Origin of the sequence: Microbispora corallina (assembly GCF_016863035.1) — a bacterium.
Classification (GTDB): Bacteria; Actinomycetota; Actinomycetes; order Streptosporangiales; family Streptosporangiaceae; genus Microbispora; species Microbispora corallina.
This window is the reverse complement of the sequence record NZ_BOOC01000002.1, coordinates 207845-233515: the sequence shown is the minus strand read 5'-3', so window position 1 is coordinate 233515 and position 25671 is coordinate 207845. Positions and strand designations below refer to the sequence as shown.

At 73.0% G+C, this 25671-nt stretch carries 22 protein-coding genes; 13 read left to right on the top strand and 9 right to left on the bottom strand.

The window, feature by feature from the left end:
- Nucleotides 1-106: 106 nt before the first annotated feature.
- Nucleotides 107-802 carry a class III extradiol ring-cleavage dioxygenase family protein gene (locus Mco01_RS03280; RefSeq protein WP_204055386.1) on the bottom strand — a complete coding sequence of 232 codons (696 nt, stop codon included), beginning with the start codon at nt 800-802 and terminating at the stop codon, nt 107-109.
- 79 nt (nt 803-881) lie between these two features.
- Here Mco01_RS03280 and Mco01_RS03275 point away from each other — a divergent pair, with 79 nt between their 5' ends.
- The 11 genes from Mco01_RS03275 (at nt 882) to Mco01_RS03225 (ending at nt 13948) form a co-directional block, all read left to right on the top strand.
- Entirely contained in the window at nt 882-1412 is a 531-nt protein-coding gene (locus Mco01_RS03275) for a methylated-DNA--[protein]-cysteine S-methyltransferase (protein WP_204055385.1), read from the top strand.
- A 51-nt stretch (nt 1413-1463) separates the two neighbouring features.
- Nucleotides 1464-2387, top strand: coding sequence for a tRNA (adenosine(37)-N6)-dimethylallyltransferase MiaA (gene miaA / locus Mco01_RS03270; protein ID WP_239103301.1), 924 nt, complete (start codon nt 1464-1466; stop codon nt 2385-2387).
- 1 nt (nt 2388) lies between these two features.
- Nucleotides 2389-3201 carry a diaminopimelate epimerase gene (dapF, locus tag Mco01_RS03265; RefSeq protein ID WP_204055384.1) on the top strand — a complete coding sequence of 271 codons (813 nt, stop codon included), beginning with the start codon at nt 2389-2391 and terminating at the stop codon, nt 3199-3201.
- 88 nt (nt 3202-3289) lie between these two features.
- Entirely contained in the window at nt 3290-4054 is a 765-nt protein-coding gene (locus Mco01_RS03260) for an SCO6745 family protein (RefSeq protein WP_239103300.1), read from the top strand.
- Nucleotides 4055-4253: 199 nt separating this feature from the next.
- Entirely contained in the window at nt 4254-6536 is a 2283-nt protein-coding gene (locus tag Mco01_RS03255; protein WP_204055383.1) for a tetratricopeptide repeat protein, read from the top strand.
- 172 nt (nt 6537-6708) lie between these two features.
- On the top strand, nt 6709-7470 hold the full coding sequence (locus tag Mco01_RS03250; RefSeq protein ID WP_239103299.1) for an SDR family NAD(P)-dependent oxidoreductase: 762 nt from the start codon (nt 6709-6711) through the stop codon (nt 7468-7470).
- A gap of 274 nt (nt 7471-7744) precedes the next feature.
- Nucleotides 7745-8803: a quaternary amine ABC transporter ATP-binding protein gene (locus Mco01_RS03245; protein ID WP_307825554.1), complete on the top strand. Its 1059-nt coding sequence runs from the start codon at nt 7745-7747 to the stop codon at nt 8801-8803.
- A gap of 2 nt (nt 8804-8805) precedes the next feature.
- Complete coding sequence (locus tag Mco01_RS03240; protein WP_239103297.1) at nt 8806-10731, top strand: ABC transporter permease; 1926 nt, start codon at nt 8806-8808, stop codon at nt 10729-10731.
- Nucleotides 10728-11708: an ABC transporter substrate-binding protein gene (locus tag Mco01_RS03235; RefSeq protein ID WP_204055382.1), complete on the top strand. Its 981-nt coding sequence runs from the start codon at nt 10728-10730 to the stop codon at nt 11706-11708. Before Mco01_RS03240 ends, Mco01_RS03235 begins: the two co-directional genes overlap by 4 nt.
- A gap of 139 nt (nt 11709-11847) precedes the next feature.
- Nucleotides 11848-12798, top strand: a complete 951-nt coding sequence (locus tag Mco01_RS03230) for an ABC transporter substrate-binding protein (protein WP_239103296.1) — start codon at nt 11848-11850, stop codon at nt 12796-12798.
- 367 nt (nt 12799-13165) lie between these two features.
- Nucleotides 13166-13948, top strand: coding sequence for an HNH endonuclease family protein (locus Mco01_RS03225; protein WP_239103295.1), 783 nt, complete (start codon nt 13166-13168; stop codon nt 13946-13948).
- An 89-nt stretch (nt 13949-14037) separates the two neighbouring features.
- Here Mco01_RS03225 and Mco01_RS03220 read toward each other — a convergent pair whose 3' ends face one another.
- The 8 genes from Mco01_RS03220 to aceB all read right to left on the bottom strand — a co-directional run bounded on the left by Mco01_RS03220 (nt 14038) and on the right by aceB (nt 22804).
- Nucleotides 14038-15105, bottom strand: a complete 1068-nt coding sequence (locus Mco01_RS03220; RefSeq protein ID WP_204055381.1) for a CU044_5270 family protein — start codon at nt 15103-15105, stop codon at nt 14038-14040.
- Nucleotides 15102-15761 carry an RNA polymerase sigma factor gene (locus Mco01_RS03215; RefSeq protein WP_239103294.1) on the bottom strand — a complete coding sequence of 220 codons (660 nt, stop codon included), beginning with the start codon at nt 15759-15761 and terminating at the stop codon, nt 15102-15104. Before Mco01_RS03215 ends, Mco01_RS03220 begins: the two co-directional genes overlap by 4 nt.
- Nucleotides 15762-15906: 145 nt before the next feature.
- Nucleotides 15907-16134 carry a DUF2277 domain-containing protein gene (locus tag Mco01_RS03210; RefSeq protein ID WP_204055380.1) on the bottom strand — a complete coding sequence of 76 codons (228 nt, stop codon included), beginning with the start codon at nt 16132-16134 and terminating at the stop codon, nt 15907-15909.
- 103 nt (nt 16135-16237) lie between these two features.
- On the bottom strand, nt 16238-16972 hold the full coding sequence (locus Mco01_RS03205) for an IclR family transcriptional regulator (protein ID WP_051457948.1): 735 nt from the start codon (nt 16970-16972) through the stop codon (nt 16238-16240).
- Nucleotides 16969-18237 carry a (Fe-S)-binding protein gene (locus Mco01_RS03200; RefSeq protein WP_204055379.1) on the bottom strand — a complete coding sequence of 423 codons (1269 nt, stop codon included), beginning with the start codon at nt 18235-18237 and terminating at the stop codon, nt 16969-16971. Before Mco01_RS03200 ends, Mco01_RS03205 begins: the two co-directional genes overlap by 4 nt.
- Nucleotides 18237-19640, bottom strand: a complete 1404-nt coding sequence (locus tag Mco01_RS03195) for an FAD-binding oxidoreductase (RefSeq protein WP_204055378.1) — start codon at nt 19638-19640, stop codon at nt 18237-18239. Before Mco01_RS03195 ends, Mco01_RS03200 begins: the two co-directional genes overlap by 1 nt.
- The gene (locus Mco01_RS03190) at nt 19640-21091 is read right to left on the bottom strand and encodes an FAD-linked oxidase C-terminal domain-containing protein (RefSeq protein WP_204055377.1); all 1452 of its coding nucleotides are present in this window, start codon (nt 21089-21091) and stop codon (nt 19640-19642) included. The genes Mco01_RS03195 and Mco01_RS03190 overlap by 1 nt, the downstream gene beginning before the upstream one ends.
- 126 nt (nt 21092-21217) lie before the next feature.
- Nucleotides 21218-22804 carry a malate synthase A gene (gene aceB / locus Mco01_RS03185; RefSeq protein WP_204055376.1) on the bottom strand — a complete coding sequence of 529 codons (1587 nt, stop codon included), beginning with the start codon at nt 22802-22804 and terminating at the stop codon, nt 21218-21220.
- Nucleotides 22805-22959: 155 nt separating this feature from the next.
- Here aceB and Mco01_RS03180 point away from each other — a divergent pair, with 155 nt between their 5' ends.
- Together Mco01_RS03180 and hflX are read left to right on the top strand one after the other, a co-directional pair.
- Nucleotides 22960-23637, top strand: coding sequence for a DUF4097 family beta strand repeat-containing protein (locus Mco01_RS03180; protein ID WP_204055375.1), 678 nt, complete (start codon nt 22960-22962; stop codon nt 23635-23637).
- 145 nt (nt 23638-23782) lie between these two features.
- Nucleotides 23783-25195 carry a GTPase HflX gene (hflX, locus tag Mco01_RS03175; RefSeq protein ID WP_204055374.1) on the top strand — a complete coding sequence of 471 codons (1413 nt, stop codon included), beginning with the start codon at nt 23783-23785 and terminating at the stop codon, nt 25193-25195.
- Nucleotides 25196-25671: the final 476 nt, after the last annotated feature.

Here is a 25671-nt window from a genome sequence, read left to right as displayed (position 1 = left end):
GTGAAGGCCGTGGGTGAAGGCCTGGGTTGACACGCCACCCTCGGCCCGGTCGCGCCGGCGCTGACCGGCGTTCCCAGGACGGCCGGGCGGCCGCGGCGGGGTCAGGTCACCAGGTCCACCGGGCGACGATGTAGCCCACGCCGTACGGCGCGTCATGGAAGAGCAGTTCGCCCGCGACCGGCGGCGCGTCGTGCGCCGCGGCCGCCAGGACCTGGAACACCGCCCGCCCCGCCACCCACAGCTCGGCGGCCTCGGCCGGGTCGAGGGCGGCCAGCCGGTCGGCGGCGGCCTCGCCCAGGGCCGCGGCCAGCATGGCGTCGTACGGCGCGGCGTCCGGGTGCACGTACCCCGGGGACTTCTCGGTCAGGCGGGCGGAGCCGTCGCCCATGACGAGCATCGCCACGCGCGCCGCCGACCCGGCGACGCGGTGGCCGAGCTCGGCGCAGGCGGCGGGGGTGGCGTCCGTGGCGATTGCCTCGAACCGCAGCCCGGGCGGCCCGGCCGGGAACGCCGGTTCGACCAGCAGGCGGCCGATCGTGAGGGACAGCGGCAGGACGGGATCACCGGCGCCCACCCGGACGTCCGGGCCCCAGGGCTTGAGCGTCCCGGCCGCGTCCCCCGGATAGGAGGCGGACCGGTCGGCGCCGCCGACGACGACCAGGACGTCGGGATTCGCTCCGGCGAGGGACCGCACGGCCGCCGCGCACGCCGCGCGGAGCCCGTCCAGCTCCGGGGCGGCGGCTCCGGCGACCTCGGGGACGATCAGCGGCGGATGCGGGCAGACGGCGGCGGCGACCAGCACGCGGCCACCCTACCCGCGAAATCCCCGCCCCCGTCCGCCCCGGGCGCCGGAGGGCCGGGATGAGCGGGACAATGGAGGCATGACGGGAACCGTGGCGTTCGGCAGCGTGCCGACGAAGCTCGGCGAGGTCCTGGCGGCCGTCACCGAGGAGGGCGTCGCCGCGACCGCGTTCCGGGACGCCCCCCGGGTGCGGGCGAGGATCGTCGAGCGGCTCGGCCTGGACGTCGCCGACGACCCCGGGCGCACGGCCGGCGCCCGCGCCGAGCTGGAGGCGTACTTCCGGGGCGAGCTGCGGGAGTTCCGCGTCCCGGTCGACTGGCGGCTGATGTCGGACGTCCAGCGACGGGTGCTCGGCACCCTCCACGCCACCGTCCCGTACGGCTCGGTCGTCACGTACGGCGAGCTGGCGGCCAGGAGCGGGACCGGCGTCCCGGCGCGCGGCATCGGAGCGATCATGGGGGGCAACCCGGTCCCGATCATCGTGCCGTGCCACCGGGTCGTGGCGGGCAACGGGCTGGGCGGGTTCAGCGGCGGCGACGGCGTGGAGTCGAAGCGCTGGCTGCTCACGCTGGAGGGCCACCTCCCTCCGACGCTCGACTGGGACCTGTGATCCCGCGGCGGCCGGGACCCGTGACCTCGCGGACGCTGGGACACTGAAGGCGTGGGACAGCTACCGGTGATCGCCGTCGTGGGCGCCACGGCGGCCGGCAAGTCCGACCTGGCCGTGGAGCTGGCGCTCCGGCTGGGCGGCGAGGTGATCAACACCGACTCCATGCAGCTCTACCGGGGCATGGACATCGGCACCGCCAAGCTGACCCCGGCCGAGCGCAGAGGCGTTCCGCACCACCTGCTCGACATCTGGCCGGTCACGCGGACGGCCAGCGTGGCCGAGTACCAGCGGCTCGCCCGCCCGCTCATCGAGGACCTCCGGGCGCGCGGCGTCGTGCCCGTCCTCGCGGGCGGGTCCGGGCTCTACGTCCGGGCCGCCCTGGACGACCTGGAGTTCCCCGGCACCGACCCGGACGTCCGGGCACACCTGGAGAAGGAACTGGCCGAGACCGGCCCCGCCCCCCTCTACGAGCGCCTGACGACGCTCGACCCCGTCGCCGCCGCGAACATCCTGCCGAGCAACGGCCGCAGGATCGTCCGGGCCCTCGAGGTGATCGAACTGTCCGGGCGGCCGTTCTCCGCCACGATGCCGTCGTACGACGCGGTCTACGAGAGCGTGCAGATCGGCGTGGAGGTGCCGCGACCCCTGCTGGACGCGCGCATCGAGACCCGGGTGACGCGCATGTGGGAGGCCGGGCTGGTGGACGAGGTCCGCGCGCTGGCCGCGCAGGGCCTCGCCGAGGGGAGGACGGCCGGCCGCGCCCTCGGGTACGCCCAGGTGCTGCGCTTCCTTGACGGCGAGTGGACCGAGGAGCAGGCCCGGGAGGAGACGGTACGGGCCACCCGCAGGTTCGCCCGGCGGCAGGAGTCGTGGTTCCGCCGGGACCCCCGCGTGGTCTGGCTGCCGTTCGACGCCCCCGACCTCGCGGAGCGGGCGGTCGCGGCGGTCGGCGCGGGTGACTCTAGACTTCGGTGACATGCGGTTTGTGAAGGGCCACGGCACCGAGAACGACTTCGTGATCCTCCCGGACGCCGACGGCCGGCTGGACCTGTCCGCGGCGGCCGTCGCCGCGCTGTGCGACCGGCGGGCCGGCATCGGCGCCGACGGCGTCCTGCGGGTCGTGCGCAGCAAGGTCGACCCCGAGGCGGCAGGCCTGGCGGACGAGGCCGAGTGGTTCATGGACTACCGCAACGCCGACGGCAGCGTCGCCGAGATGTGCGGCAACGGCGTCCGGGTCTTCGCCCGCTACCTGGTGGACGCCGGTCTCGCCGCCCCCGGGGAGTTCGGGGTGGCCACGCGCGGCGGGATCAAGCGCGTCCGGCTCGGCGCGGCAGGAGACGTGAGCGTGGACATGGGCATGCCGCGGGTGCTCGGCGCCGGCACGGCCGTCGTCGGCGGGCGGGAGTACCACGGCCTCAACGTCAGCATGGGCAACCCGCACCTGGCGTGTCTCATCGACGACCCCGTGGCCGGGCTCGACCTGACGGTGGAGCCGGGGTACGACCGCGCGACCTACCCCCACGGCGTCAACGTCGAGCTGATCAACCCGGCGGGCGACCACGCCGTCTCCATGCGGGTCCACGAGCGCGGCTCGGGGGAGACCCGGTCCTGCGGCACGGGAGCCGTCGCCACGGCGGTGGCCGCCGCCCGCGCGGCGGGGGAGGAGACCGGCACCTGGGCCGTCCACGTCCTGGGAGGCACCGTGTCCGTCACCCTCGACGGCCGCACCAGCCACCTGGCCGGCCCGGCCGTCCTGGTCGCCTCGGGCGAGCTCCCCGCCGTCCTCTGACCCGCGATTCCCCACCTTCGCGAAGGGTTGCAGAACCTTGTTCTGATCGCCAGGCTGAGTCTGGACAGTGGACCGAGGTGGAGGGCGCATGGACCCGCGTGACGCGGCGGTGGCGACGAAGGCGGCGGTGGGCGCCCTGGGCGGCGGCTTCATGATCTCCAGGGAGGTCAAGGCGCTGTGCGAGCGCTCCGGCCTGGGCCCCAGGGAGATGTACTTCCGCGGGCGCTGCGGCGTCCTCGGCGAGGTGGATCCCGGCGTCGTCGTGGCGGCCGCCGTGTTCTTCCCGCCCGGCCACGTCGAGCAGTCGTGGGAGGGCGGCCGGAGGCTGCCCGTGGACGAGGCGGTGCGCCTGTACGCCTCCGCCTGCCACGCCTGGGGTGAGCGCAGGCTCGGCGCCTTCGACGGCGCCGACCGCCTCTGCGCGCTGCTCACCGCCGTCGCCGACGGATCGGACGTGCTGGGCGCGCCGCTGTTCGCCGGGTGGCGGGCGCTGCCCCGGCCCGCGTCCGGCCCCGCGCTCACGGCCCACCTCCTTCACCTCGTCCGCGAGCTGAGGGGCGCCCGGCACGCCACCGCCGTGATCGCGTACGGCGTGGACCCGCTGGTCGCGACGCTGGCGGGGGATCCCGCGGCGGGAACACCGGCCACGCACGTCCGGGGTGCCGACGCCGCCCGGTTCCTCGCCTGGCCCGAGCCGTATCCGGAGCCCACGCCGGACGAGGTCAAGCGCCGGGGGCGGGCCGAGGAGCTGACCGACGACCTCATGGCCGCCGCCTACACCGTCCTCTCCCCGGCCGGGCGCGCCGAGCTCGTGGACCTGCTCACGCAGGCACTCCAGGCCGCCGCGCGCTGACCCGCCCGGGCACGCCGAGCTGGTGGACCTGCTCGCGCAGACCCTCCGCGTGGCCCGGCATGCCGGAGTCACAGGTCGTGCGGCGGGACGTCCGCGACCGCCCGCCGCGGCGACAGGACGTACGGCACGACCGGCCCGGGCGACGCGGCCGGGCGGCGCTGTTTGGGTCATGGTCGTGCAACTGGCAGACTGGCCTCTCATGGACGTGGACATCTGGGCCTGGGTCGGCGGCACCCAGCGCGAACTGCACGAGGCCGGCAACACGGGGCTGGCGATGGCGCTCGGCGACGTGCCCGGGCAGGCGCTGGAGGGCCGGTACGCCCAGCTCGACGTCGTGGCGCCCGCCGTCGCGCAGCACGCCGAGAGCCTGGGGCAGCCCTGGCTGGAGCTGTTCGCCCGCTACTGGCACCTGCTCGGACGGGTCGGCGACCGGGCCAACGGCGCGGTGGCGCTGGAGGACGCGGCCTCGCTCGTGGAGTTCGCCCAGCGTGACGACGTCCGCGACTGCCCCGCCGCGCCCGGCGCGGTGGAGGTCCTGGCCATGGCCCAGGCGAACACCGACGGCCCCGGCTTCGCCGGCACCCGGCTGGCCGCGCTCGGCGCCGCCCTCGACGGCGTCGGCCCCGACTCGCTGGCCTTCTCCGGCCTGGCCACGCAGTACGTCCTGGCCCTGATCGACGCGGGGCAGGCGGGCGAGGCCGTGGCGTACGCGGAGGCCGCGGTGGAGCGGCTGCGCGGCGCCGGCCGTGAGGCGGGCTGGGAGCTCGGCGCCGCCTCGGCCCGGGCGCTGCTCGGCGCCGGCCGCGCGGACGACGCGCTGGCCGCCCTCGACGCCTCGACCGGACTCAAGCCCGACGACCCGGTGGCCAAGGGCCGCCGCGAGGCGCTGCTCCGGTCGCTGGTCCTGGCCACGCTCGGCCGCACCGAGGAGGCCGTGGACGCGCTGCCCGACCTCGACGTGGTGGGCGACCACCCCCGCGAGTGGGTGGAGTGGGGCCGCACGGTCCGGCTGCTCGCCTCCAGCGGCTCCATCGCCAACACCTGGCAGCTGGGCCGGATCCTGCGCCAGTGGATCACCTACTTCGAGACCATCGGCGGCCACCGCGCCCGCTTCGAGCTGGCGCTGACCGCCGGGCACCTGGCCGTGGCCCGCCAGGGCCTGTGGCAGGCCCGTCTGCTGGCCCTCTACGCCGAGGGCGTGCTGGCCGACCTGACCTCCACCGAGGGCCTCGCCGAGCGGGTGGCCGAGCTGCGGGCCGCCGTCGAGCGCGCCTCCGAACTGCCCGCCCCCGGGCCCACCGACGAGCTGGTGGCCTACTTCGACGCCGCGGACGGCCGCACGGCCGACCCCGAGCGGTGGGTGGGCTGGCTATGGCCGCTGTCCGGGACCGACCTGGAGGCGACCCGCCGCCACACCACCACGCTCGGCTTCCTCGGGTACGCGGCGACCGGCGCCGACCTCTACTGGAAGACGCTGGCCGAGGACGCCGACCCCGCGCAGGCGGGCGAGGAGGACATCTCCTACCTCACCGGCCTGCTGATCGAGGCCGGCCAGGACGAGCGGGTGGAGGAGCTGGCCGCCCGCCTCCCGGCGGCCGCGGGACACCTCGCCCGCGCCCGTCTCCACCGCGCGCGGGAGCGCTGGGAGGAGACGGCCGCCGAGGCGGAGGCCGCCGTCGCCGCCGAGCCGTCTCTGGAGGGCCGGCGCCTGTGGTCCGGCGCCGTCCAGCAGCTTGGCGACAACGCCAAGGCCGCCGAGATCATCCAGCCGCTGCTCGACTCCGGCGAGGCCGAGGAGGAGGACGTCTGGCGGCTCATCGTGCTGTCGACGGCCGTCGAGGACTGGGCGACCGTCCGCGTCGCCGCCGCCAAGCTCGGCATGCCGATCGAGACGGGCGAGGGCCCGATCGAGGAGGAGTGGCACCTGATCCGCGCCATCCTCCCGGCCCCCGACGGCAGCCAGCGCGAGGTGCTCGCCGTCCGTACGGGCCCGGCGACCGCCCGCCTCGCCATCCCGCAGCCGCGGGGCATGGAGTACAACGCGGGCGACGTCGTCGTGATCGACCCGCGTCCGCTGGAGCCCATCCCCGAGGACCCGAAGGAGCGGGAGAGCTTCGTCGTCCCGTTCGCCGGGGTGACGATGCTCCGCCCGGGCGGCTACACGAGCTGGTTCTTCGACGGCGCCGCGCCCTCCGAGGAGGAGTGGACGGAGTTCAACGAGGTGCTGGCCGAGCGCGGCTGGCCCATGTGGGTCTACAGCGACGAGAACTACCGCGTCACCCACCCGGCCACGGGGGAGCAGCTGCCCGGGGTGTTCGGCTGGATCGCCATCCCGCCCAGCAGCCGTCCGTCCGAGCTGGACGCGGTGCTCGACGACGTGACCGAGCAGTGGAGCCACCCGCTGGCCTGGCTCGACCTCGCCCGCGAGGTGGGCATCGAGGCCGAGCGGCACGAGCGGATCTCCAAGGAGTACGGCCTCTGAGCCGAGGCACGCGGACCCCGGCCCGGTACGCGGCCGCGCCGCTCTCCGACCGGGCGCGGCCGGTCCGCCGCGGCCCCGGCACCGTACGGGCGGCGGGCACGGGCTCCGGCGCGGCCTGGCCGGGGCGCCGCGGCCGCGCGGCCTGGCGGCGGTGGCGCGCGGGGAGGGCGGCGTGATCCTGGACCGGTTCCGGCTGGACGGCAAGGTCGCCGTCGTCACGGGCGCGTCCTCCGGCCTCGGGGTCGCGTTCGCCCGCGGGCTCGCCGAGGCCGGCGCCGACGTCGCCATCGGAGCCCGCCGGGCCGAGGGCCTGGAGCGCACCCGGCGGCTGGTCGAGGAGGCCGGCCGCCGGTGCGTCGCCGTCCCCACCGACGTCACGGCGCCCGAGGACTGCTCCGCGCTCGTGGAGGCCGCGGTGTCGGGGCTCGGCGGCGTCGACGTGCTGATCAACAACGCCGGTGTGGGCACCGCCGTCCCCGCGTTACGGGAGACGCCCGAGGAGTTCCGCCACGTCGTCGACGTGAACCTGCACGGCGCGTTCTGGATGGCGCAGGCCTGCGCCCGGGTGATGCGGCCGGGCTCCTCCATCGTGAACATCGGCAGCGTGCTCGGCGAGACGACCGCCGGCCTGCCACAGGCGGCCTACAGCGCGTCCAAGGCCGCCCTCACCGGGCTCACCCGGGACCTGGCCCAGCAGTGGACGAGCCGAAGGGGCATCAGGGTCAACTGCCTCGAACCGGGTTTCTTCGCCTCGGAGATGACCGATCAGTATCCGAACGGGTATCTCGACCGCATGCGGGAGCAGCGCGTCCTCATGGGCCGCGTCGGCGATCCTGCGGAGCTCGTCGCCGCCGCGATCTTCCTGGCGTCCGACGCCGGATCGTACCTGACCGGCGCGATCATCCCCGTTGATGGCGGAATCCTGATTACTTGAAGTCCAGGAGGTTACAAAGATCACTGGACGGTCACGATATGGAGATTAGGCGGAATTTTTCACCATAAGTAGGGCCTACGGGCCTAGCCTCATCACTGTTGTCAAACAGGACGTGTGTTGCGCATCGCGCAACGCCTGTGCGTGTGCCCACTGAGGAGTCGTTGGCCCCCCGCTCTTCATCCACGGCGCGCGGGTGCGAGCCCTGCCGCCGTGCTGTGGCGTTTCCGGGCGTCCGCGCCGCCTCACGGGCCAGCGCCAAGTGAGGGGAATCAGAGTGGGCACAGCCGCGATCGAGGTTCGCGGGCTCTGGAAGATCTTCGGCCCCAAGGCGGACCGGATCATCGGAAGCCCCGATGCCGCCCTTGAGCCCGCCGCGCTCCGGGCGAAGACGGGATGCACCGCCGCCGTCAGGGACGTGAGCTTCGAGGTCCGTCCCGGCGAGGTCTTCGTCGTGATGGGCCTGTCCGGCAGCGGCAAGTCGACCCTGGTGCGATGCCTCACCCGGCTGATCGAGCCCACGGCAGGCGAGATCGCCATCGACGGGCAGGACGTCCGGGGCATGTCGCCGGCCCAGCTCCGCGACCTGCGCCGGCACCGGGTCAGCATGGTGTTCCAGCACTTCGGGCTGCTGCCGCACCGCCGCGTCGTCGACAACGTGGCGTACGGCCTGGAGATCCAGGGCGTCGACAAGGCCGCCCGGCACGACAAGGCCGCGCAGATCCTGTCGCTGGTCGGCCTGCAGGGCCACGAGGACTCCTACCCCGACCAGCTCTCCGGCGGCATGCAGCAGCGGGTCGGCCTCGCCCGGGCGCTCGCCGTCGACCCCGACGTCCTGCTGTTCGACGAGCCGTTCAGCGCGCTCGACCCGCTCATCCGCCGTGACATGCAGGCCGAGGTCATCCGGCTGCACCGCGAGGTGGGCAAGACGATGGTCTTCATCACCCACGACCTGTCCGAGGCGCTCAAGCTCGGCGAGCGCATCGCCATCATGCGGGGCGGCGCGATCGTCCAGGTGGGGACCCCCGAGGAACTGGTGGGGGCGCCCGCCGACGACTACGTGGCCGACTTCGTCCGTGACGTGCCGAAGTCCACGGTCCTGTCGCTGCGCTGGATCTGCCGCACGCCCGAGCCGGACGAGCCGCTGGACGGTCCCGAACTGGCGGCCGACACGGTGATCCACGACGCGGTCCCCGCGGCCATGGCATCGGCCCGGCCGATCCGGGTGGTCTCCGGCGGCGAGCTGGTCGGCGTCGTCGACCGGGTCGACCTGCTCGGCGCGGTCAAGCACCAGGACGCGCCCGCCGCGGCGGCGGCCGCCCCCGGGGAGGCGTAGTGGTGTCCGCGCCCGTGCAGATGGCCCCGCCCGTCCCCGCCGCGCCCCGCGGCAGGCGGCTCGCCCGCTGGGCGCCGCCGGTCGCAGGCGTCGTCGCCGTCGTGGTCCTCTACCTGGCCTTCAAGGACACGGCCACGCTGCCGCACGACGACGACGCCCGCCTGTTCCACCACCTGAACGACGTCCGCGACTGGGTGGACGAGAACCGCAACAGCAGCCCGATCTTCCTGTTCGTGCTGAACTACATCCGCCTGTTCGTGGCCGACCTGTACACGGCGCTGCAGGCGGCCCTGGTCGCGCTCGGCTGGCCCGGGCTGATCGGGCTCACCGCGGGCCTGGGCTGGCTCGCGGGCGGCTGGCGGATCGCGCTCGTGTCGGTCGCCGGGTTCGGCGCCATCGGCGTGCTCGGCAAATGGGACGCGAGCGTCGAGACGCTGGCCCTCACGCTCAGCTCCGTCGCGCTCTCGCTCGTCATCGGCATCCCGATAGGCGTCTGGGCCGGCCGCTCGGCCCGCGTCCGGAGGATCGTCACGCCGGTGCTGGACGTCATGCAGATCATGCCGACGTTCTCGTACCTGTCCCCGATCGTGCTGCTGTTCCTCATCGGGCCGGCGTCGGCCACGATCGCCACGATGATCTACGCGATCCCGCCGGCGATCAGGATCACCGCGCTCGCCATCCAGCGGGTCTCTCCGACCGCGGTCGAGGCGTCGGAGTCGCTGGGCGCGACCCGGTGGCAGACGCTGCGCAAGGTCCGGCTGCCGATGGCGCTCAACACGATCATGCTGGGCGTGAACCAGACGATCGCGGCCGCCCTCTCGATGGTCCCGCTCGTCGCGCTGATCGCGGCCCCCGGCCTCGGCGTGGACCTCCTCCAGGCCCTCGCGCGGGTGAACGTCGGCGCGGCGCTGGTGCCCGGCATCGCGATCGTCCTCATCGCCATCGTGCTCGACCGGATCACCCGCGCCGCCGCGAGACCCAGGGCCCGGGCCCGCGCCGTACGGTGGGGCGGGTTCGCCCTGCTGACGGTCGTCGGCCTCGCCCTCACCCCGGCGCTGGCGCAGGAGTTCCCCGAGCAGTGGGAGATCCAGATCGTCCGGCCCATCAACGACGTGGTGGACTGGATCGAGGCCAACTGGTACGGCTTCACCGGCTTCCTCAACGACGCCGTGGCGTACGGGCTGCTCAACCCGCTGCAGAACACGCTGACCAGCGCGCCCTGGTGGCTCGTCACGCTCGCCGTACTGGCCTTCGCCTGGTGGCTGAGCGGGCCGCGGGCGGGCGTCGTCGCCGCGGCCTGCCTGATCGCCATCGCCGCGCTGAGCCTGTGGGAGCACGGCATGGAGACGCTGACGATCGTGCTGGTCGCCTCGGTCATCACGATCGCGGTCGGGCTGGCGCTCGGCGTCGGGGCCGCGCGGTCGAGACGGTTCGCGGCCGTGCTGCGGCCGTTCCTCGACGCCGCCCAGACCATGCCGTCGTTCTCGTACCTGCTGCCCGCCGTCGCCCTGTTCGGCAACGGCCGCTTCACCGCCATCATGGCGTCCCTCATCTACGCGGTGCCCGTGGTGGCGCGCCTGGTCGAGGACGGCCTGCGGGAGGTGCCCCAGACCGTCGTCGAGGCGGCCAGGTCGGCGGGCTCGACCGAACGGCAGCTGCTGTGGAAGGTCCAGCTGCCGATGGCGAGGAGCTCCCTGCTCCTCGCGGCCAACCAGGGAATCGTGATGACCCTGGCGATGGTGGTGATCGGCGCGCTCGTCGGTGCGGGCGCCCTCGGTTATGACGTCGTGGCCGGTATCGCGCAACAGGAGGACTACGGAAAGGGCCTCGCCGCAGGCGTCGCCCTCGTCCTGCTCGGAATCATGCTCGACCGGATCACGCAAGGCGCCGACGGGCGCCGCAGTCCCCACAAGAAGAGGAACGCATGAAGAAGTTAGGCCTGATCGCCGGCGTGCTCGTCCTTGGGCTCAGCGCCGCGGCGTGCGGTGGAGCCAAGGTCGAGGACAACGCGGCGGGGGCGCCGAGCGCGGCGGCGAGCGGCTCGGCCGCCCCGTCCGCCGCGGGCACCGTGAAGATCGCCATCAACGGCTGGGTGGGCTACGAGGCCAGCGCCGCCGTCGTGTCCTATCTCCTCCAGCACGAGCTGGGCTACACGGTCCAGAAGGTGACGCTCAACGAGGAGCCGTCCTGGCAGGGCATGGAGTCCGGTGACGTCGACGTCATCATCGAGAACTGGGGTCACGACGACCTCAAGAAGAAGTACATCGACGAGAAGAAGATCGCCGTCGAGGCCGGTGCCAACGGCAACAAGGGTGTCATCGGGTGGTACGTCCCCGAGTGGATGGTGCAGAAGTACCCGGACATCACCGACTGGAAGAACCTGAACAAGTACGCCGACCTGTTCAAGACCTCCGAGTCCGACGGCAAGGGCCAGCTGCTGGACGGCGACCCCTCCTTCGTCACCAACGACGAGGCCCTCGTCAAGAACCTCAAGCTCGACTACAAGGTGGTCTACGCGGGCAGCGAGGCCGCGCTGATCAAGGCGGCCAAGCAGGCCACCGACCAGAAGAAGCCGCTGCTCATGTACTTCTACGAGCCGCAGTGGCTGTTCAACCAGATCAAGCTCGTCAAGGTGAACCTGCCGGCGTACACCGCCGGTTGCGACGCCGACCCCAAGAAGGTCGCCTGCGACTACCCGCCGTACGAGCTGGACAAGATCGTTAGCCAGAAGTTCGCCGACACCGGCGGCAAGGCGTACGACCTCGTCAAGAACTTCTCGTGGACGAACGACGACCAGAACGCGGTCGCCGACGACATCACGAACAACGGCATGTCGGCCGACGACGCGGCCAAGAAGTGGGTCGAGGCCAACCCCACCAAGTGGCAGGCCTGGATGCCCAAGTGATCCTCCCGTGACCCGGGTCGGTCGTCCGCACTCCTTTCCTGCGCGGCCGATCGACCCGGTCCGGTTGTGGAATACTCAGCCGGTGTCGCGGCGGTCCCCGCCGCCCGTGCGCCGCCCGTACGACATCAGATGAGGTCAGATGATGAGGGTCCGTCTCCTTGCCGGGGTCCTGACGATCGCCATGGTGATGACCGCCTGCAGCGGCGGGAGCACCGGGGACGAGGCCGACCAGGGGGCGTCCAAGTCCGGCACCGTGCGCCTCGCCGTGAACCCCTGGGTCGGCGACGAGGCCAGCAACGCCGTGATCGCCTACCTGCTCGAGCACGAGCTCGGCTACAAGGTCGAGCTGGTCAAGGCGGCCGAGGCGGACTCCTGGAAGGGCTTCGAGAAGGGCACGGTCGACGTCGTCATCGAGAACTGGGCCCACCCGGAGCTGAAGAAGGAGTACATCGAGCAGAAGAAGGTCGCCGTCACCGCGGGGGAGAACGGCAACAAGGGCATCATCGGGTGGTACGTCCCCGAGTGGATGGTCGAGAAGTACCCGGACATCACCAACTGGCAGAACCTGAAGAAGTACGCCGACCTGTTCAAGACCGACAAGAGCGGCAACCTCGGACAGTTCCTCGCCGGTGACCCGTCGTACGTCACCAACGACGAAGCCCTGATCAAGAACCTCGGCCTGCCGTACAAGGTCGTCTACTCGGGCAGCGAGGACGCGCTCATCGACGCCGCCCGCAAGGCCACGCAGGACAAGAAGCCGCTGCTCATGTACTTCTACGAACCGCAGTGGCTGTTCAACCAGCTCAAGCTCGTCAAGATCAACCTGCCGCCGTACGCCATCGGGTGCGACACCGACGTCAAGAAGGTCGCCTGCGACTACCCGCCGTACCTGCTCGACAAGATCGTCAGCACCAAGTTCGCGTCGCAGGGCGGCAACGCGTACGAGCTCATCAAGAACTTCGTGTGGACCAACGACGACCAGAACTCGGTCGCCTTCGACATCGCGGTCAACAAGATGTCCGACGAGGCCGCCGCCCAGAAGTGGGTCGAGGCCAACAAGATCGTCTGGCAGGACTGGATCCCCGCCTGACCGTCCTGGTTTTGCCTCGCCTTCGGCTCGGCGGTTCGGGGCGCCCTTTTGGCCGCGGGGTCGTGCCGGAGGCGCGCCATGAGCACTGCCCTCGTCGCGCTCTGGTCGCTGCGCTCCCGTGCGCTCCTCAGTCCAGACGCGGCCGCGCCCCTTTGTGCTTGTTTTGCCTCGCCTTCGGCGAGGCGGTTCGGGGCGCTTAAAGGCCACGTCTTCCCTCGTCGCGCTCTGGTCGCTGCGCTCCCGCGCGCTCCTCAGTCCAGACGCGGCCGCGCCCCTCACTCGCTTTTGAGCGGCTGGCGCGCCTTCTTTGCCGTTACTTGGCACTTTGCTATATCTAGGTGGGATATTTCTTTACCTAGGGGTGACTGTGGGCGGGCGTGGATCCCGGGCGGTCGCGGCGGTCTCCGTGGCGGTGGCCCTGCTGGCCGGATGCGGGCCGGTGCAGGATCTCGGAGTCGACCAGAGCGGGCACGGCTCCGCCAAGGGCGGCGAGAAGGGCGGCGGCGACGGCGGGAACGGGCACGGCACCAACCCGCTGGACAACCCCGAGGGCACCAAGCCCGGCCTCGCCCCGATCACGTCGGACAAGGACCGCTCCGACGGCCGTGACCTGATCGAGAAGGTGCCGACGAAGGGCCGCGGGCCCAAGACGGGCTACGACCGCGAGGACTTCGGGTACGCCTGGGCCGACAACGCCGACGGCGTGCCGTACGCGCACAACGGCTGCGACACCCGCAACGACCTGCTCAAACGCGACGGCGAGGACGTCAAGTACCGCGAGGGGTCCGACTGTGTCATCGTCTCGATGACCCTGTACGACCCGTACACGGGCAAGACGATCGACTGGACCAAGCAGGAGGCCTCGTCCGTCCAGATCGACCACGTCATGCCCCTGTCGTACGACTGGCAGATGGGCGCCTCCCGCTGGAGCGACGCCAAGCGCAAGCAGATCGCCAACGACCCGCTCAACCTCATCCCGGTCGACGGGCCGCAGAACTCGGCCAAGGGCGACTCCGGCCCGGCCACGTGGCTGCCGCCGCGCCGGGCGGTCCGGTGCGCCTACGCGGTGCGGTTCGCCCAGGTGGCGCTGAAGTACGACCTGCCGGTGACCGCGGCCGATAAGGCGGCGATGCTCGACCAGTGCGCCTGACGGGCCGGCCCGGCCCCTGAGCACGGCGGGAGGCGCGGCGCCCGCCCCTCCCGTGCGTACGGGGGAGCGGGCGCCTGATGCCGGAGCGGTCAGCCGCAGCCGGTGTTCGGGTCGTCGACCTTCGGGGCGACGTCGGCGACGGTGACCTCAAGCTGGGCCGTCGAGGCCACCAGGCTGCCCAGGGGAGCCTTGGCCTCCTTCTCGTCGACGACGATCCCGCGCTCGCCGAGCAGCTCGTACGTCCCTCGGTCGAAGACGATGTCCTCGCGGACGCCGTTCGACACCCGGCCGACCCCGATGCCGGTGCGGCCCGCGGCGTCCTCGGCGTCCTCCGTCACGGTCACGCCCGGGATCGTGGCGGCGGCCTTGAACAGGGCCGCGCGCTGCGGCGCGGGGAGGTAGTTCTCGCGCAGCAGGTCGCCGACGGCCGTCCAGGCGGCCACGTCCGGCGGGTTGTCGCCCGGGTTCCTGCCGTACAGGTAGGCCCGCATCCCGTCAGGGTCGGACGGCAGCCCCTTCAGATGCGTGTACGCCGTCTCCTTCGTCTGGTCGCATGCGGGGAGCAGGGCCCACGTCGTGCCCTGCTGCCGGTGGGCCTCCTCCGGAATCGGCCAGCCGGGGTAGGCGCGCGGCGCCAGATACTCGATCTTGAGAGCTCCGGGCCGGGTGCCGTCCGCGGACAGCCAGATGGTGCGCCTGCTCCGGTACAGGTACCGGGTCTCGGGCTCGGCCTGCCCGGCGCCCTCGCTGACGCCCCCGCCCCCGAACGCGCCGTACATGGTCTGCGACCTGACCTCGATGAACTGGTCGTCCCGGGGGTGCAGGTCGGTGACGGCACGGGCGGCCCGGCCCAGCACCTCCTCCGCCGACATCTTCGTGATCGCGGGCAGCGAGGCCGTGACCGGGGCACCGGGCGTGAGGGTCCCCTCCGGGCCCGCCGGTACGACGGTGACGACCGCGACCGCGGCGGCGACCGCGAGCCCGCCCACCGCCAGGCCGCCCACCGCGAGTCCCGGCCGGCGGCCGAGGCGGAGGGCCGGCAGGGACCGGCGGCGGGACGGCTCGGCCAGGCGCCGCCGGGCGGCCGCCTTGGCGGCGGGGGAGTACGGCGCGACGTCCGGCTTCTCCCCGGCGACGAGATCCAGTTCGTCGATCATGATGCGTACTCCTGAAACGAGGGGAGATGGCGGCGGAGCCGGGCACGGGTGCGGTGAAGCCGTGAGCGCACGGTGCCGATGGGGATGCCGAGGGCCTCGGCGGCCTCCTCGTAGCTGAGGTCGGCCCAGGCGATGAGCAGGAGCAGGTCGCGCTCGGCGGCCGACAGCCGCGCGAGGGCGGCGGCGAGGGCGGGGCGCAGGGCGGCCGCGCTCGCCCGCTCGGCGCCGCGCTCCTCCTCGTGCGATCCGCGGTCGCCCGCCTCGTGGGGGGAGCGGGCCAGCGCCCGCAACCGCCGGACCTCCGACCGCCGGTGGCCGGAGATGAGGTTGGCGGCGATGCCGTAGAGCCAGGGCCGGGCGTCGTCGCGCGCGAGGTCGTACCGGTGCCGCTTGCGGAACGCCACCAGGAACGTCTCCGCCGTCACGTCGTCCGCGTGATCGGGGCCGAGACGCCGGCTCGCGTACGCGTGGATCTCGTCGGCGTGCCGGTCGAAGACGCCCGAGAACTCCTCGGGGCGGGTCATCGAGGCATGGATCAGCCGGGCGTCGCTCGCCTCCGCGCCGGGGCCGCCGGGCGGCGCGCCGGGATCGAAGGGCGGAGCTGGCGGGGACGGCTGTCTCCAGACGTGGGTGTCCCGCCCCGAGGCCGTGCTCACCACCCGATTTGTCCGTACATAGGGGAATCCTTTCGTAGGGCGCGGTCGCGCCCGTCACCCGGTACTCCGCCGGTGCGCCGGGTCCGGTTCCCCTTGTGTCCTGGTCGGCCCCGCGTCGGGGACCCGCCGTGATCGCGGCCCAGGGTCAGGCGGTCTCGCGGGGGCGGGCGCCGCGGACCTCCAGCGAGTCCAGCAGCGCGGCGCTCGCCCGGGTGACCGCCTCGACGGCCTGGTCGAACGCCTCCGCGTTGTGAGAGGCGGGGGCGCGGAAGCCGGAGATCTTCCGCACGTACTGGAGGGCCGCCGCGCGGATGTCCTCCGGGGTCACCTCGTCGGTGAAGGGCGGGCGCAGGGTCTTGATGCTTCGGCACATGCGCCCATCCTCCCCGACGACCCGTCCCCGCGGGGAGGCCCCGGCCCGCGACGGGGGGCGGATCAGGGTGGCCGCCGAGAACCCCGCGCCCGCCGCGTCGAGCTCATGCGCGGAAGACGGCGGTCCCGAAGTCGTCGGCGACCTTGCGGAGGTCCGCCGCGAGCTCCTCGCGCTCGACGGCGTCGATGCGCTCGGCCGGACCGGAGACCGACATCGCGGCGAACGTGCGGCCGCCGTCGTGGACGGGCACCGCCATGCAGTGCACGCCGCTCTCCTCCTCGCCCAGGTCGAGCGCGTAGCCCCGGGCCCGCACCCGGTCGAGCTCCTCCAGCATCGCGCCGACCGCCGTGATCGTCCGCTCGGTGCGGCGGGGCAGCCCGGTGCGCTGGAACACGGCGGCGGCGTCGGGCCGCTCGGCCAGCAGGACCTTGCCGACGGCCGTGCTGTGCGGGAGCACGCGGCGGCCCACCTCGGCGAACATCCGCAACCGGCGCGGGGACGGCACCTGGGCCACGTACACGACGAAGTCGCCCTCCAGGACGGCCAGGTTGGCCGTCTCACCAGTCAGCTCGACCAGCCGGGCCAGGTACGGCTCGGCCCACACGGCGAGCATCCGCTCGGCCGCCCCGCCGATGCGCACGAGGGCGCCGCCGAGGGCGTAGCGCCGGTCCGACTCCTGCCGGACATACCCCCGCGCGAGCAGCGTCTGCAGCAGCCGGTGGATCGTCCCGTACGGCAGGCCGGTCCTCGCGGCGATCTCCGACAGCCCGGCCTGACCGCCGTGCTCCGACAGGGCCTCCAGCACGTCCAGCGCCCTGTCGACGCTCTGCACGGTCACGAGTTCCCCCTCGCCCGTCGCGCGGCCCCGCCCAGCGTGCCGGGGCCGAGGCCCCGCAGGGAGGCGTCGAGCACCTCCACGGTGTGCGCCACCCGGATCTCGCCCTTCCCCGCCCGCCGCACGGCCGCCGCGATCTGCATGGTGCAGCCGGGGTTGGCCGACACGAGCAGGTCGGCGCCGGTGGCGAGCACCCGCTCGGCCTTGCGGTCGCCCAGCTCGCGGGCGGGCTCGGGCTGGAACAGGTTGTAGGTGCCGGCCGACCCGCAGCAGACGGCCGACTCCGCGATCTCGCGCAGCTCCAGCTCAGGGATCCCGCCCAGCAGCGCGCGGGGCTGGGACCGCACGCCCTGCGCGTGGGCCAGGTGGCAGGCGTCGTGGTAGGCGACCGAGATCGGCAGCGGGTGCCGGTCGGCCAGCGGCCCGAGCTCGACCAGGAACTCGGCCAGGTCGAGCGTCCGCATCGCCTCGGCCCGCTCCCGCCACGCCGGGTCGTCCGCGAGCAGGTCGGCGTACTCCTTCATGCTCGACCCGCATCCGGCCGCGTTCACCACGACGGCGTCCACGCCCGCCCGCTCGAACGCGGCGATCGTGCGCCGGGCGAACCGGCGGGCCTCGGCCGGCCGTCCCGAGTGCACCGAGAGCGCGCCGCAGCAGCCCTGGCCCGGCGGGATCACGACGTCGCACCCCTCCAGCGCCAGCACTCGGGCGGTCGCGGCGTTGACCTGCGGGAAGAACTCCCCCTGTACGCACCCGGTCAGCAGCCCCACCCGGGCCCTGCGCCGCCTGCGCGCCCTGACCAGCGGCGGGAGCCGTACGGGCCGGGCGGGCGGCGGCGCGAGCTCGGCCATCGCGCCCAGGGACGGGTTCACCCGGTCGAGGAACGGCTGGAGCCGCCTGCTCAGCGCCATCGGCAGCCGCATCATCCGCAGCCGGCGCCGGTAGGGGAACAGCGCGAACACCATCGCCCGGATCGCGCGCTCCTCGGGCGTCCGCTCGTGCTCCCGCTCGACCACCGCGCGGGTCTCCTCGATCAGCCGGTCGTAGCGCACCCCCGACGGGCAGGCGGTGACGCACGCCATGCAGCCGAGGCAGGCGTCGAAGTGGCCGGCCATCTCGCCGGTGAGCGGAGTGCCGGTCACGTGCTGGCCCATCAGGTGGATGCGGCCGCGCGGGGAGTCCATCTCCTCGCCCCACAGCACGTACGTGGGACAGGTGGGCAGGCAGAACCCGCAGTGCACGCAGTCCTTGATCAGCTCGGGGTCCATCAGATCCCTCCCACGAACCGTCCGGGGGACATCCGGCCGCCGGGGTCGAAGCGCTCCTTGACCCGCCGCATCAGCGCCAGCGCGCCGACGCGTCCCCAGCGGTCGAGCCCGTCTGCGGCCTCCGGGGGCGCGGACAGCACCACCAGACGGCCGTCGGCCGCCTCGACCCGGGCCCGGAGGGCGTCGGCGAACCGGGCGGTCCGGCCGGCGTCCGCGCGCAGGGCGACGTGGACGACCCCGGCGGGCGCCGAGCCCCGGACGGCCGCCGGCGTCCCGGTCTCCAGGGCCGTCACGTGGACGGCGGCGAGCGCGCCCGCCACCCGGGACGGCGACGCCCGCAGCTCCAGCAGCGTCTCCCCCCGCCCGGCCGGCGGCTCCTCGTCGCGGCCGGCGTCCGTCTCCGCTCGCGCGCCGTCGCGCGAGGGGGGCGGCGCGGACGGGAGGCGGCCCCACCAGCCGGGGCGCTCCCCGACCGTCCGGGCCTCGGGGCCGAGGAGCGCGCGTACGGCGTCCGCCCGCTCGGCCGAGGCGGCGCCCTCAACGAGGACGGCCACCGTGGCGGGGCCGGTCACGTCGGGCCAGTCCAGCTCGACGGCGACCGGCTCGGCCTGCGACCCTGCGGCGGCCGCGAGCGCCGCGTGCAGCTCGCCGGCCAGGCGCACGGCCTCCGGCGCGCTCGCCTCCTCGGAGGCGTCGCCGCCGGGTCCGCTCCGTACGGGACGGGCGAAGGAGGCGGCGGCCCAGGTGCGCGACGGGGGCAGCGGGTGCAGCCGGAACGTGGCGTCCGCGACCACGCCCAGCGTGCCGTACGAGCCGGTGAAGAGCTTGCCGAGGTCGTAGCCCGCGACGTTCTTGACGACCTTGCCGCCCGCGTGCGCGATCGTCCCGTCGGCCAGCACGACCGTGATGCCGATGAGCAGGTCGCGCACCGTGCCGTAGCGGAACCGGCGCGGCCCGGCGATCGCGGTGGCGACCAGCCCGCCGATCGTGGTGCCCGGCACGGGGACGTCGAGGGCGAGCTCCTGTCCCTTCGCGGCGAGCGCCTCGGCGAGCGCCTCGACCGTCAGCCCGGCCTGCGCCCGGACCACGAGGTCGCCCGCCTCGTGTTCGACCACCTCGTTCAGGCAGCAGGTGTCGAGCAGCACGTCGCAGCGGGACGGCGGGGCGCCCCAGTGCAGCTTGGTGCCGCCGCCGACCGGGACGACCGCGAGGTCGTGCTCCTCGCTCACGCGCAGCACGGCCGCGATCTCCTCGGCCGTCTCCGGCAGCGCCACCCACCGGGGCGGCACGCCCGCCACCACGTCGTCGGCGCCGGCCGCGCGGACGGCCACCCCCGACGCGGCCAGGGCCTTGCCCGCCTGCTCGGTCGTCTCGTCGCTCCTCGGGTCCCGCGCGCCGTCCATCAGAACTGCTCCGCGAGGCCGGCCTCGACGAGCGGGTGGACGCCTTTGCGGACGCCAGGGACCTCGCCGCACAGGCGCGGGGTGGGGAAGACCTTGCCCGGGTTCGACAGCCCTTCCGGGTCGAAGGCGCAGCGGACGAGCTGCATGGTGTCGAGGTCGTCCGGGGTGAACATCCGGGGCATGTAGCGGGCCTTGTCCACGCCGACGCCGTGCTCGCCGGTGATCGAGCCGCCGTGCTCGATGCACAGGTCGAGGATGCGCCCGCTGGCGGCCTCGGCGCGCTCGCCCTCGCCGGGCACGCTGTCGTCGAACAGCACCAGCGGGTGCAGGTTGCCGTCCCCGGCGTGGAAGACGTTCGCCACCCGGATGCCGTACTCGTCCTGGAGCCGGTCGATCCCGGCGAGCACCTCGGGGAGCGCGGTCCGCGGCACGACGCCGTCCTGCACGATGTACGCCGGGCTGATGCGGCCCACAGCGGCGAAGGCCGACTTGCGGCCCTTCCAGATCGCCGCGCGCTCCTCGGCCGAGGCCGCCACGCGCACCTCGAAGGCCCCGGTGTCCCGGCAGATCCGCTCGACGGCGGTGAACTGCCGCTCCACCTCGGCGCGCGGCCCGTCCAGCTCGACCACGAGGACGGCTCCGGCGCCCGGCGGGTAGCCGCAGTGCACGGCGGCCTCCGCCGCCTCGATCGCGAGGGCGTCCATCATCTCGATGGCCGCCGGGAGCACGCCCGCCGCGATCACGGCGGACACGGCCTGGCCGCCCGACTCGATGTCCGTGAAGGCCGCCAGCAGCGTCGTGACGGCCTCCGGCGCCCGCGACAGCCGTACGGTGATCGCGGTGGCGATGCCGAGAGTGCCCTCCGAGCCGATGAACGCGCCGAGCAGGTCGTAGCCCGCGTCCTGCTCGGACAGTTCGACGATCTCGCCGTCCGGGGTGACCACCTGAAGGGCGAGGACGTGGTTGACCGTGAAGCCGTACTTCAGGCAGTGGGCGCCGCCCGAGTTCTCGGCGACGTTGCCGCCGATGGAGCAGATCTGCTGGCTGGAGGGGTCGGGGGCGTAGTAGTACCCCTGGTCGCGTACGGCCTCGGTGATGGCCAGGTTGGTCACGCCCGGCTCGACGACGGCCCTGCGGCCCGCGATGTCGATCTCCAGGATCCGCCGCATGCGCGAGGTGACGATCAGGACGCCGTCGGTGCGGGGCAGCGCGCCGCCCGACAGGCCCGTCCCCGAGCCCCTGGCGACGAACGGCACGCCGAACTCGGCGCAGAGCCGGACGACGGCGGCCACCTGCTCGGCTGTCTCGGGCAGCACGACCACGCCGGGAGTGGCACGGTGGTAGGTCAGCCCGTCGCACTCGTACGTGCGCAGGCGGACCGGGTCGGTGATCACGGCCTCCGGCGGGAGGGCCGCGCCCAGGCGCGCCGTCAGCCGTTCGAGGGTCGACATCGGGTCCCGCTCCTCCCCGCGTGACCCGGGCGGAACGTGCCGCCCGGGCCGGTGTGTTCCTCTTGAATCATCTCGCACCGCCGCCGAACCGGCACTCCCGATGTTCCGGACGCGGCGGGACGGACGTCACGGCAGGCGCGCGTACGCCGGGAGCGTGAGGAACTCGGCGAAGTCGTCGTCGAGGGCCACCTCCGTGAACAGCGCCTTCGCCTGGCCGTACAGGTTCTCGTCGTAGCCGGGCTCGGAGGCGATCTTCGCGAGCTCCTCCTCGATGATCCGCTGGACGAGGTCCTTCGTGACGACGGCGCCCGTGTCGGCGAGCTGGATGTCGTTGTGGATCCACTGCCAGATCTGGGACCTGGAGATCTCGGCGGTCGCCGCGTCCTCCATGAGGTTGTGGATGGCCACGGCGCCGAGCCCGCCCATCCAGGCCGCCAGGTAGCGCAGCGCCACGTCGACGTTGTTGCGCAGGCCCGCCTCGGTGATCTGTCCCGGCGTCTTCGACACGGCCAGCAGGTCCTCCGCGGTCACGCGCACGTCGTCGCGGAGGCGGTCGAGCTGGTTGGGCCGGTCGCCGAGGACGCCGTCGAACACCTCGCGGCAGATCGGCACCAGGTCGGGGTGGGCCACCCACGATCCGTCGAAGCCGTCGCCGGACTCCCGGGTCTTGTCGGCCCGCACCTTCTCCAGTGCGATCTTGTTGACCTCGGGGTCGCGGCGGGACGGGATGAAGGCCGCCATGCCGCCGATGGCGTGCGCGCCCCGCTTGTGGCAGGTGCGGACGAGCAGCTCGGTGTAGGCGCGCATGAACGGCGCCGTCATCGTGACCGCGTTCCGCTCGGGCAGCAGGAACTCCCGCCCCCGGGTGCGGAACTTCTTGATGACGCTGAACAGGTAGTCCCAGCGGCCGGCGTTCAGGCCCGCCGAGTGCTCCCGCAGCTCGTAGAGGATCTCCTCCATCTCGAACGCCGCGGGGTAGGTCTCGATGAGCACGGTCGCGCGGATGGTGCCCCGGGGGACGCCCAGCAGCTCCTGGGCCCGGACGAACACGTCGTTCCAGAGCCGCGCCTCCAGGTGCGACTCCATCTTCGGCAGGTAGAAGTACGGCCCGCGGCCCTTGTCGATCTGCCGCCGGGCGCAGTGGAAGAAGTACAGCCCGAAGTCGACGAGCGATCCGGACGCCTCCTCGCCGTCGACGAGGACGTGCTTCTCCGTGAGGTGCCAGCCGCGCGGCCGGACCACGATCGTGGCGAGCTCCTCGTCGGGCCGCAGCGCGTACGACTTGCCGCCCGCGGTGAAGTCGATGGCGCGGTCGAGGGCGTCGCGCAGGTTGATCTGCCCGTTGACCGTGTTCTCCCAGGTGGGGGCGTTGGCGTCCTCGAAGTCGGCGAGCCAGACCTTCGCGCCCGAGTTGAGCGCGTTGATCGTCATCTTCCGGTCGACCGGGCCGGTGATCTCGACGCGGCGGTCCTCCAGGCCGGGGGCCGGGGGCGCCACCCGCCACTCGGACTCGCGGACGTGCGCGGTCTCGGGCAGGAAGTCGAGCGTCCCCCCGGCCGACAGGTCGGCCTGCCTGGCCTGCCGGGCGGCCAGCAGCTCCCGCCGCCGCGGATCGAACTCCCGCTGCAGCGTGGCCACGAAGCCGAGGGCCTCGGGAGTGAGGATCTCGTCGAAACGCTCGAGCAGGGGACCCCTGATCTCAACGCCGTCCATTCGGCTATCCTTCCACGATGCGGAAAGCGTCTTCTGTGAAGTGGAATCGACGCTATCCCACGGCCGGAAAGAGGGTCAACGTGGGGGGCGGCTCAGGGAGGGCTCGGGGGCTTCCCCGATGGGCGGGGGACGTGGGCGGCCGAAGAATCACGGATATGAGAAAGCAGACGATGATGGTCGCGGGGGCGGTCCTGGGCCTGGGCCTGGCCGTCGCCGCGTGCGACGTGAACGTGGGCTTCGGCGGCGAGCAGGCCACACAGTCGTACGACGTGGACGGCGTGAACGTGGTCGACGCGCACACCGGTTCGGGCGACGTGGTGATCGAGGAGTCGGACCGGGCGGTGGTGCACGTCACCGAGACCCTCCACTGGCGGGGCGACCGGCCGGGGAACGGGCACAGCATGAGCGGGGGGACCCTCACCTTGAGCTACCGGTGCCGGTCCTGCTCCGTCGACTACAAGGTGGAGGTGCCCCGCGGTCTCGACGTGCGGCTCGACAGCGGGTCGGGGAACATCACGCTGCGGCAGCTCACCGGGCCGGTGCAGGCCTCGTCCGGGTCCGGCGACATCGACGCCCGGGGGCTCGGCGGGAAGCGGGTGACGGCCGAGACCGGGTCGGGCGAGGTCCGGCTGCGGTTCGCGACCGTGCCGGACCAGGTCCAGGTGGAGACCGGGTCGGGCGACGGCGTGGTGTGGGTGCCGTCCGAGTCGTACGACGTCACCACCGAGACCGGCACGGGGGACCGCACGGTGCAGGTGGCGCAGGACCCGTCGGCCCCGCGCACGATCGTCGTGAGGACCGGCGCCGGCGACGCGAAGGTCCTGCGCGCCTGACATGGTCCTGCGCGCCTGACATCCCGTCGCAGGCGGGGTTGGGCGAGCCGGTTCTTCCGGGGGCATAACAGAGTGCGCGGGGACCTGGCGTCGTGCCACCATCTGGGGGAAGACACCTGGGTGTCGGATTGTTCGTCTAGTAGAGATGACATATATGCGATACGAGCCCGAAGACCACGCGGTGGGCGATTACGATCTCGAAGAGCGCCAGGCGCTCCGTCGCGTAGCGGGTCTGTCGACAGAGCTCGAAGACATCACGGAAGTCGAATACCGTCAGCTCCGCCTGGAGCGGGTCGTGCTCGTGGGCGTGTGGACCGACGGCACGATCATCGACGCGGAGAACTCCCTGCAGGAGCTCAAGCTCCTCGCCGAGACGGCCGGGTCCCAGGTCCTCGAAGGGCTGATCCAGCGCCGCGACCGGCCCGACCCGGCCACCTACATCGGCTCGGGCAAGGCGATCGAGCTGCGCGACATCGTCGCGGCCGGCGGCGCCGACACCGTCATCTGCGACGGTGAGCTGACCCCCGGCCAGCTGCGTCAGCTGGAGGAGGTCGTCAAGGTCAAGGTCATCGACCGTACGGCCCTGATCCTCGACATCTTCGCCCAGCACGCCAAGAGCCGCGAGGGCAAGGCCCAGGTCGAGCTGGCCCAGTTGCAGTACCTGCTGCCCCGCCTGCGCGGCTGGGGTGGCAACCTGTCCCGGCAGGTCGGCGGACGCGCCGCGGGCGGCGTCGGCATCGGCGGCCGCGGCCCCGGTGAGACCAAGATCGAGCTCGACCGGCGGCGGATCCGCGAGCGGATGGCGAAGCTGCGGCGGCAGATCAAGGAGATGTCGACCGCCCGGGTGACGAAGCGCCACCGCAGGCAGTCGCGCGAGGTCCCCGCTGTCGCGATCGCCGGCTACACCAACGCCGGCAAGTCGTCGCTGCTCAACCGGCTGACAGGGGCCGGCGTCCTGGTCGAGGACGCGCTGTTCGCGACCCTCGACCCGACCGTCCGCAGGGCCCGCACGCCCGAGGGGCGCGTCTTCACGCTGGCGGACACCGTCGGGTTCGTCCGGCACCTGCCGCACCAGCTCGTCGAGGCGTTCCGGTCGACGCTGGAGGAGGTCGGCGACGCCGACCTGATCCTGCACGTCGTGGACGGGTCCCACCCCGACCCCGAGTCCCAGATCGCGGCCGTGCGTGAGGTGCTGGCCGAGATCGAGGGCGCCCGGCACATCCCGGAGATCGTGGTCATCAACAAGGCCGACGCCGCCGACCCGGTGGTGCTGTCGCGGCTCACCATGAAGGAACGGCACAGCGTGGTCGTGTCCGCGCGCACCGGCTCCGGCATGGGCGAGCTGATGGCCGCGATCGAGCGCGAGCTGCCCCGTCTCGACCACGAGATCCGGATGCTGGTGCCCTACGACAGGGGAGACCTCGTCGCGCGGGCCCACAGCGAGGGCGAGGTGCTGTCGCTGGAGCACACCGGAGACGGTACGATCCTGCACGCCCGCGTCCTGTCCGGCCTGTTCGCCGAGCTCGACCGCGTGGCGAAGCCCGTCGAGACCGTCTGACCTTCTCGACCCGGCCCGGGGCCCCACGTGCGGGGCGACACCCGGCCGCCGCGACACGCCTCGTCGTGGTGGCCCGGCGGTCGTCGCCCTTGCTACGATAAGGAAAGCCTAATGAGACCTTATGGCGTGGGTAACAAAATGACACCAGGCAGTGCGGTCACACGTTCGAGGCGCGAGTGGGTCACCGGTCCCCATCAGGGGCTACCGGTGCCGGCGGGACTGATGGTGCGTCCCGGTCCCCCTGAGGCGAAGCTGCGTTCTTCTCGATAACCCTGTACATCGAACCCACCTGTGAAATAACGTAACTGAACTGAATCGCCCGGGTTCGTGAACCCCGGGCGGTAGGGTCATCGCACAGCAACACGGTGCGCGATGAGGCAGGAGACCCCCCAATGACGTCCGGACACCAGGCGGACCCGGCGGGCGTGGCGCCCGCGATCCGGTCCGTTCCGGTGCCCCGGGCAGCCAGGCAGGTG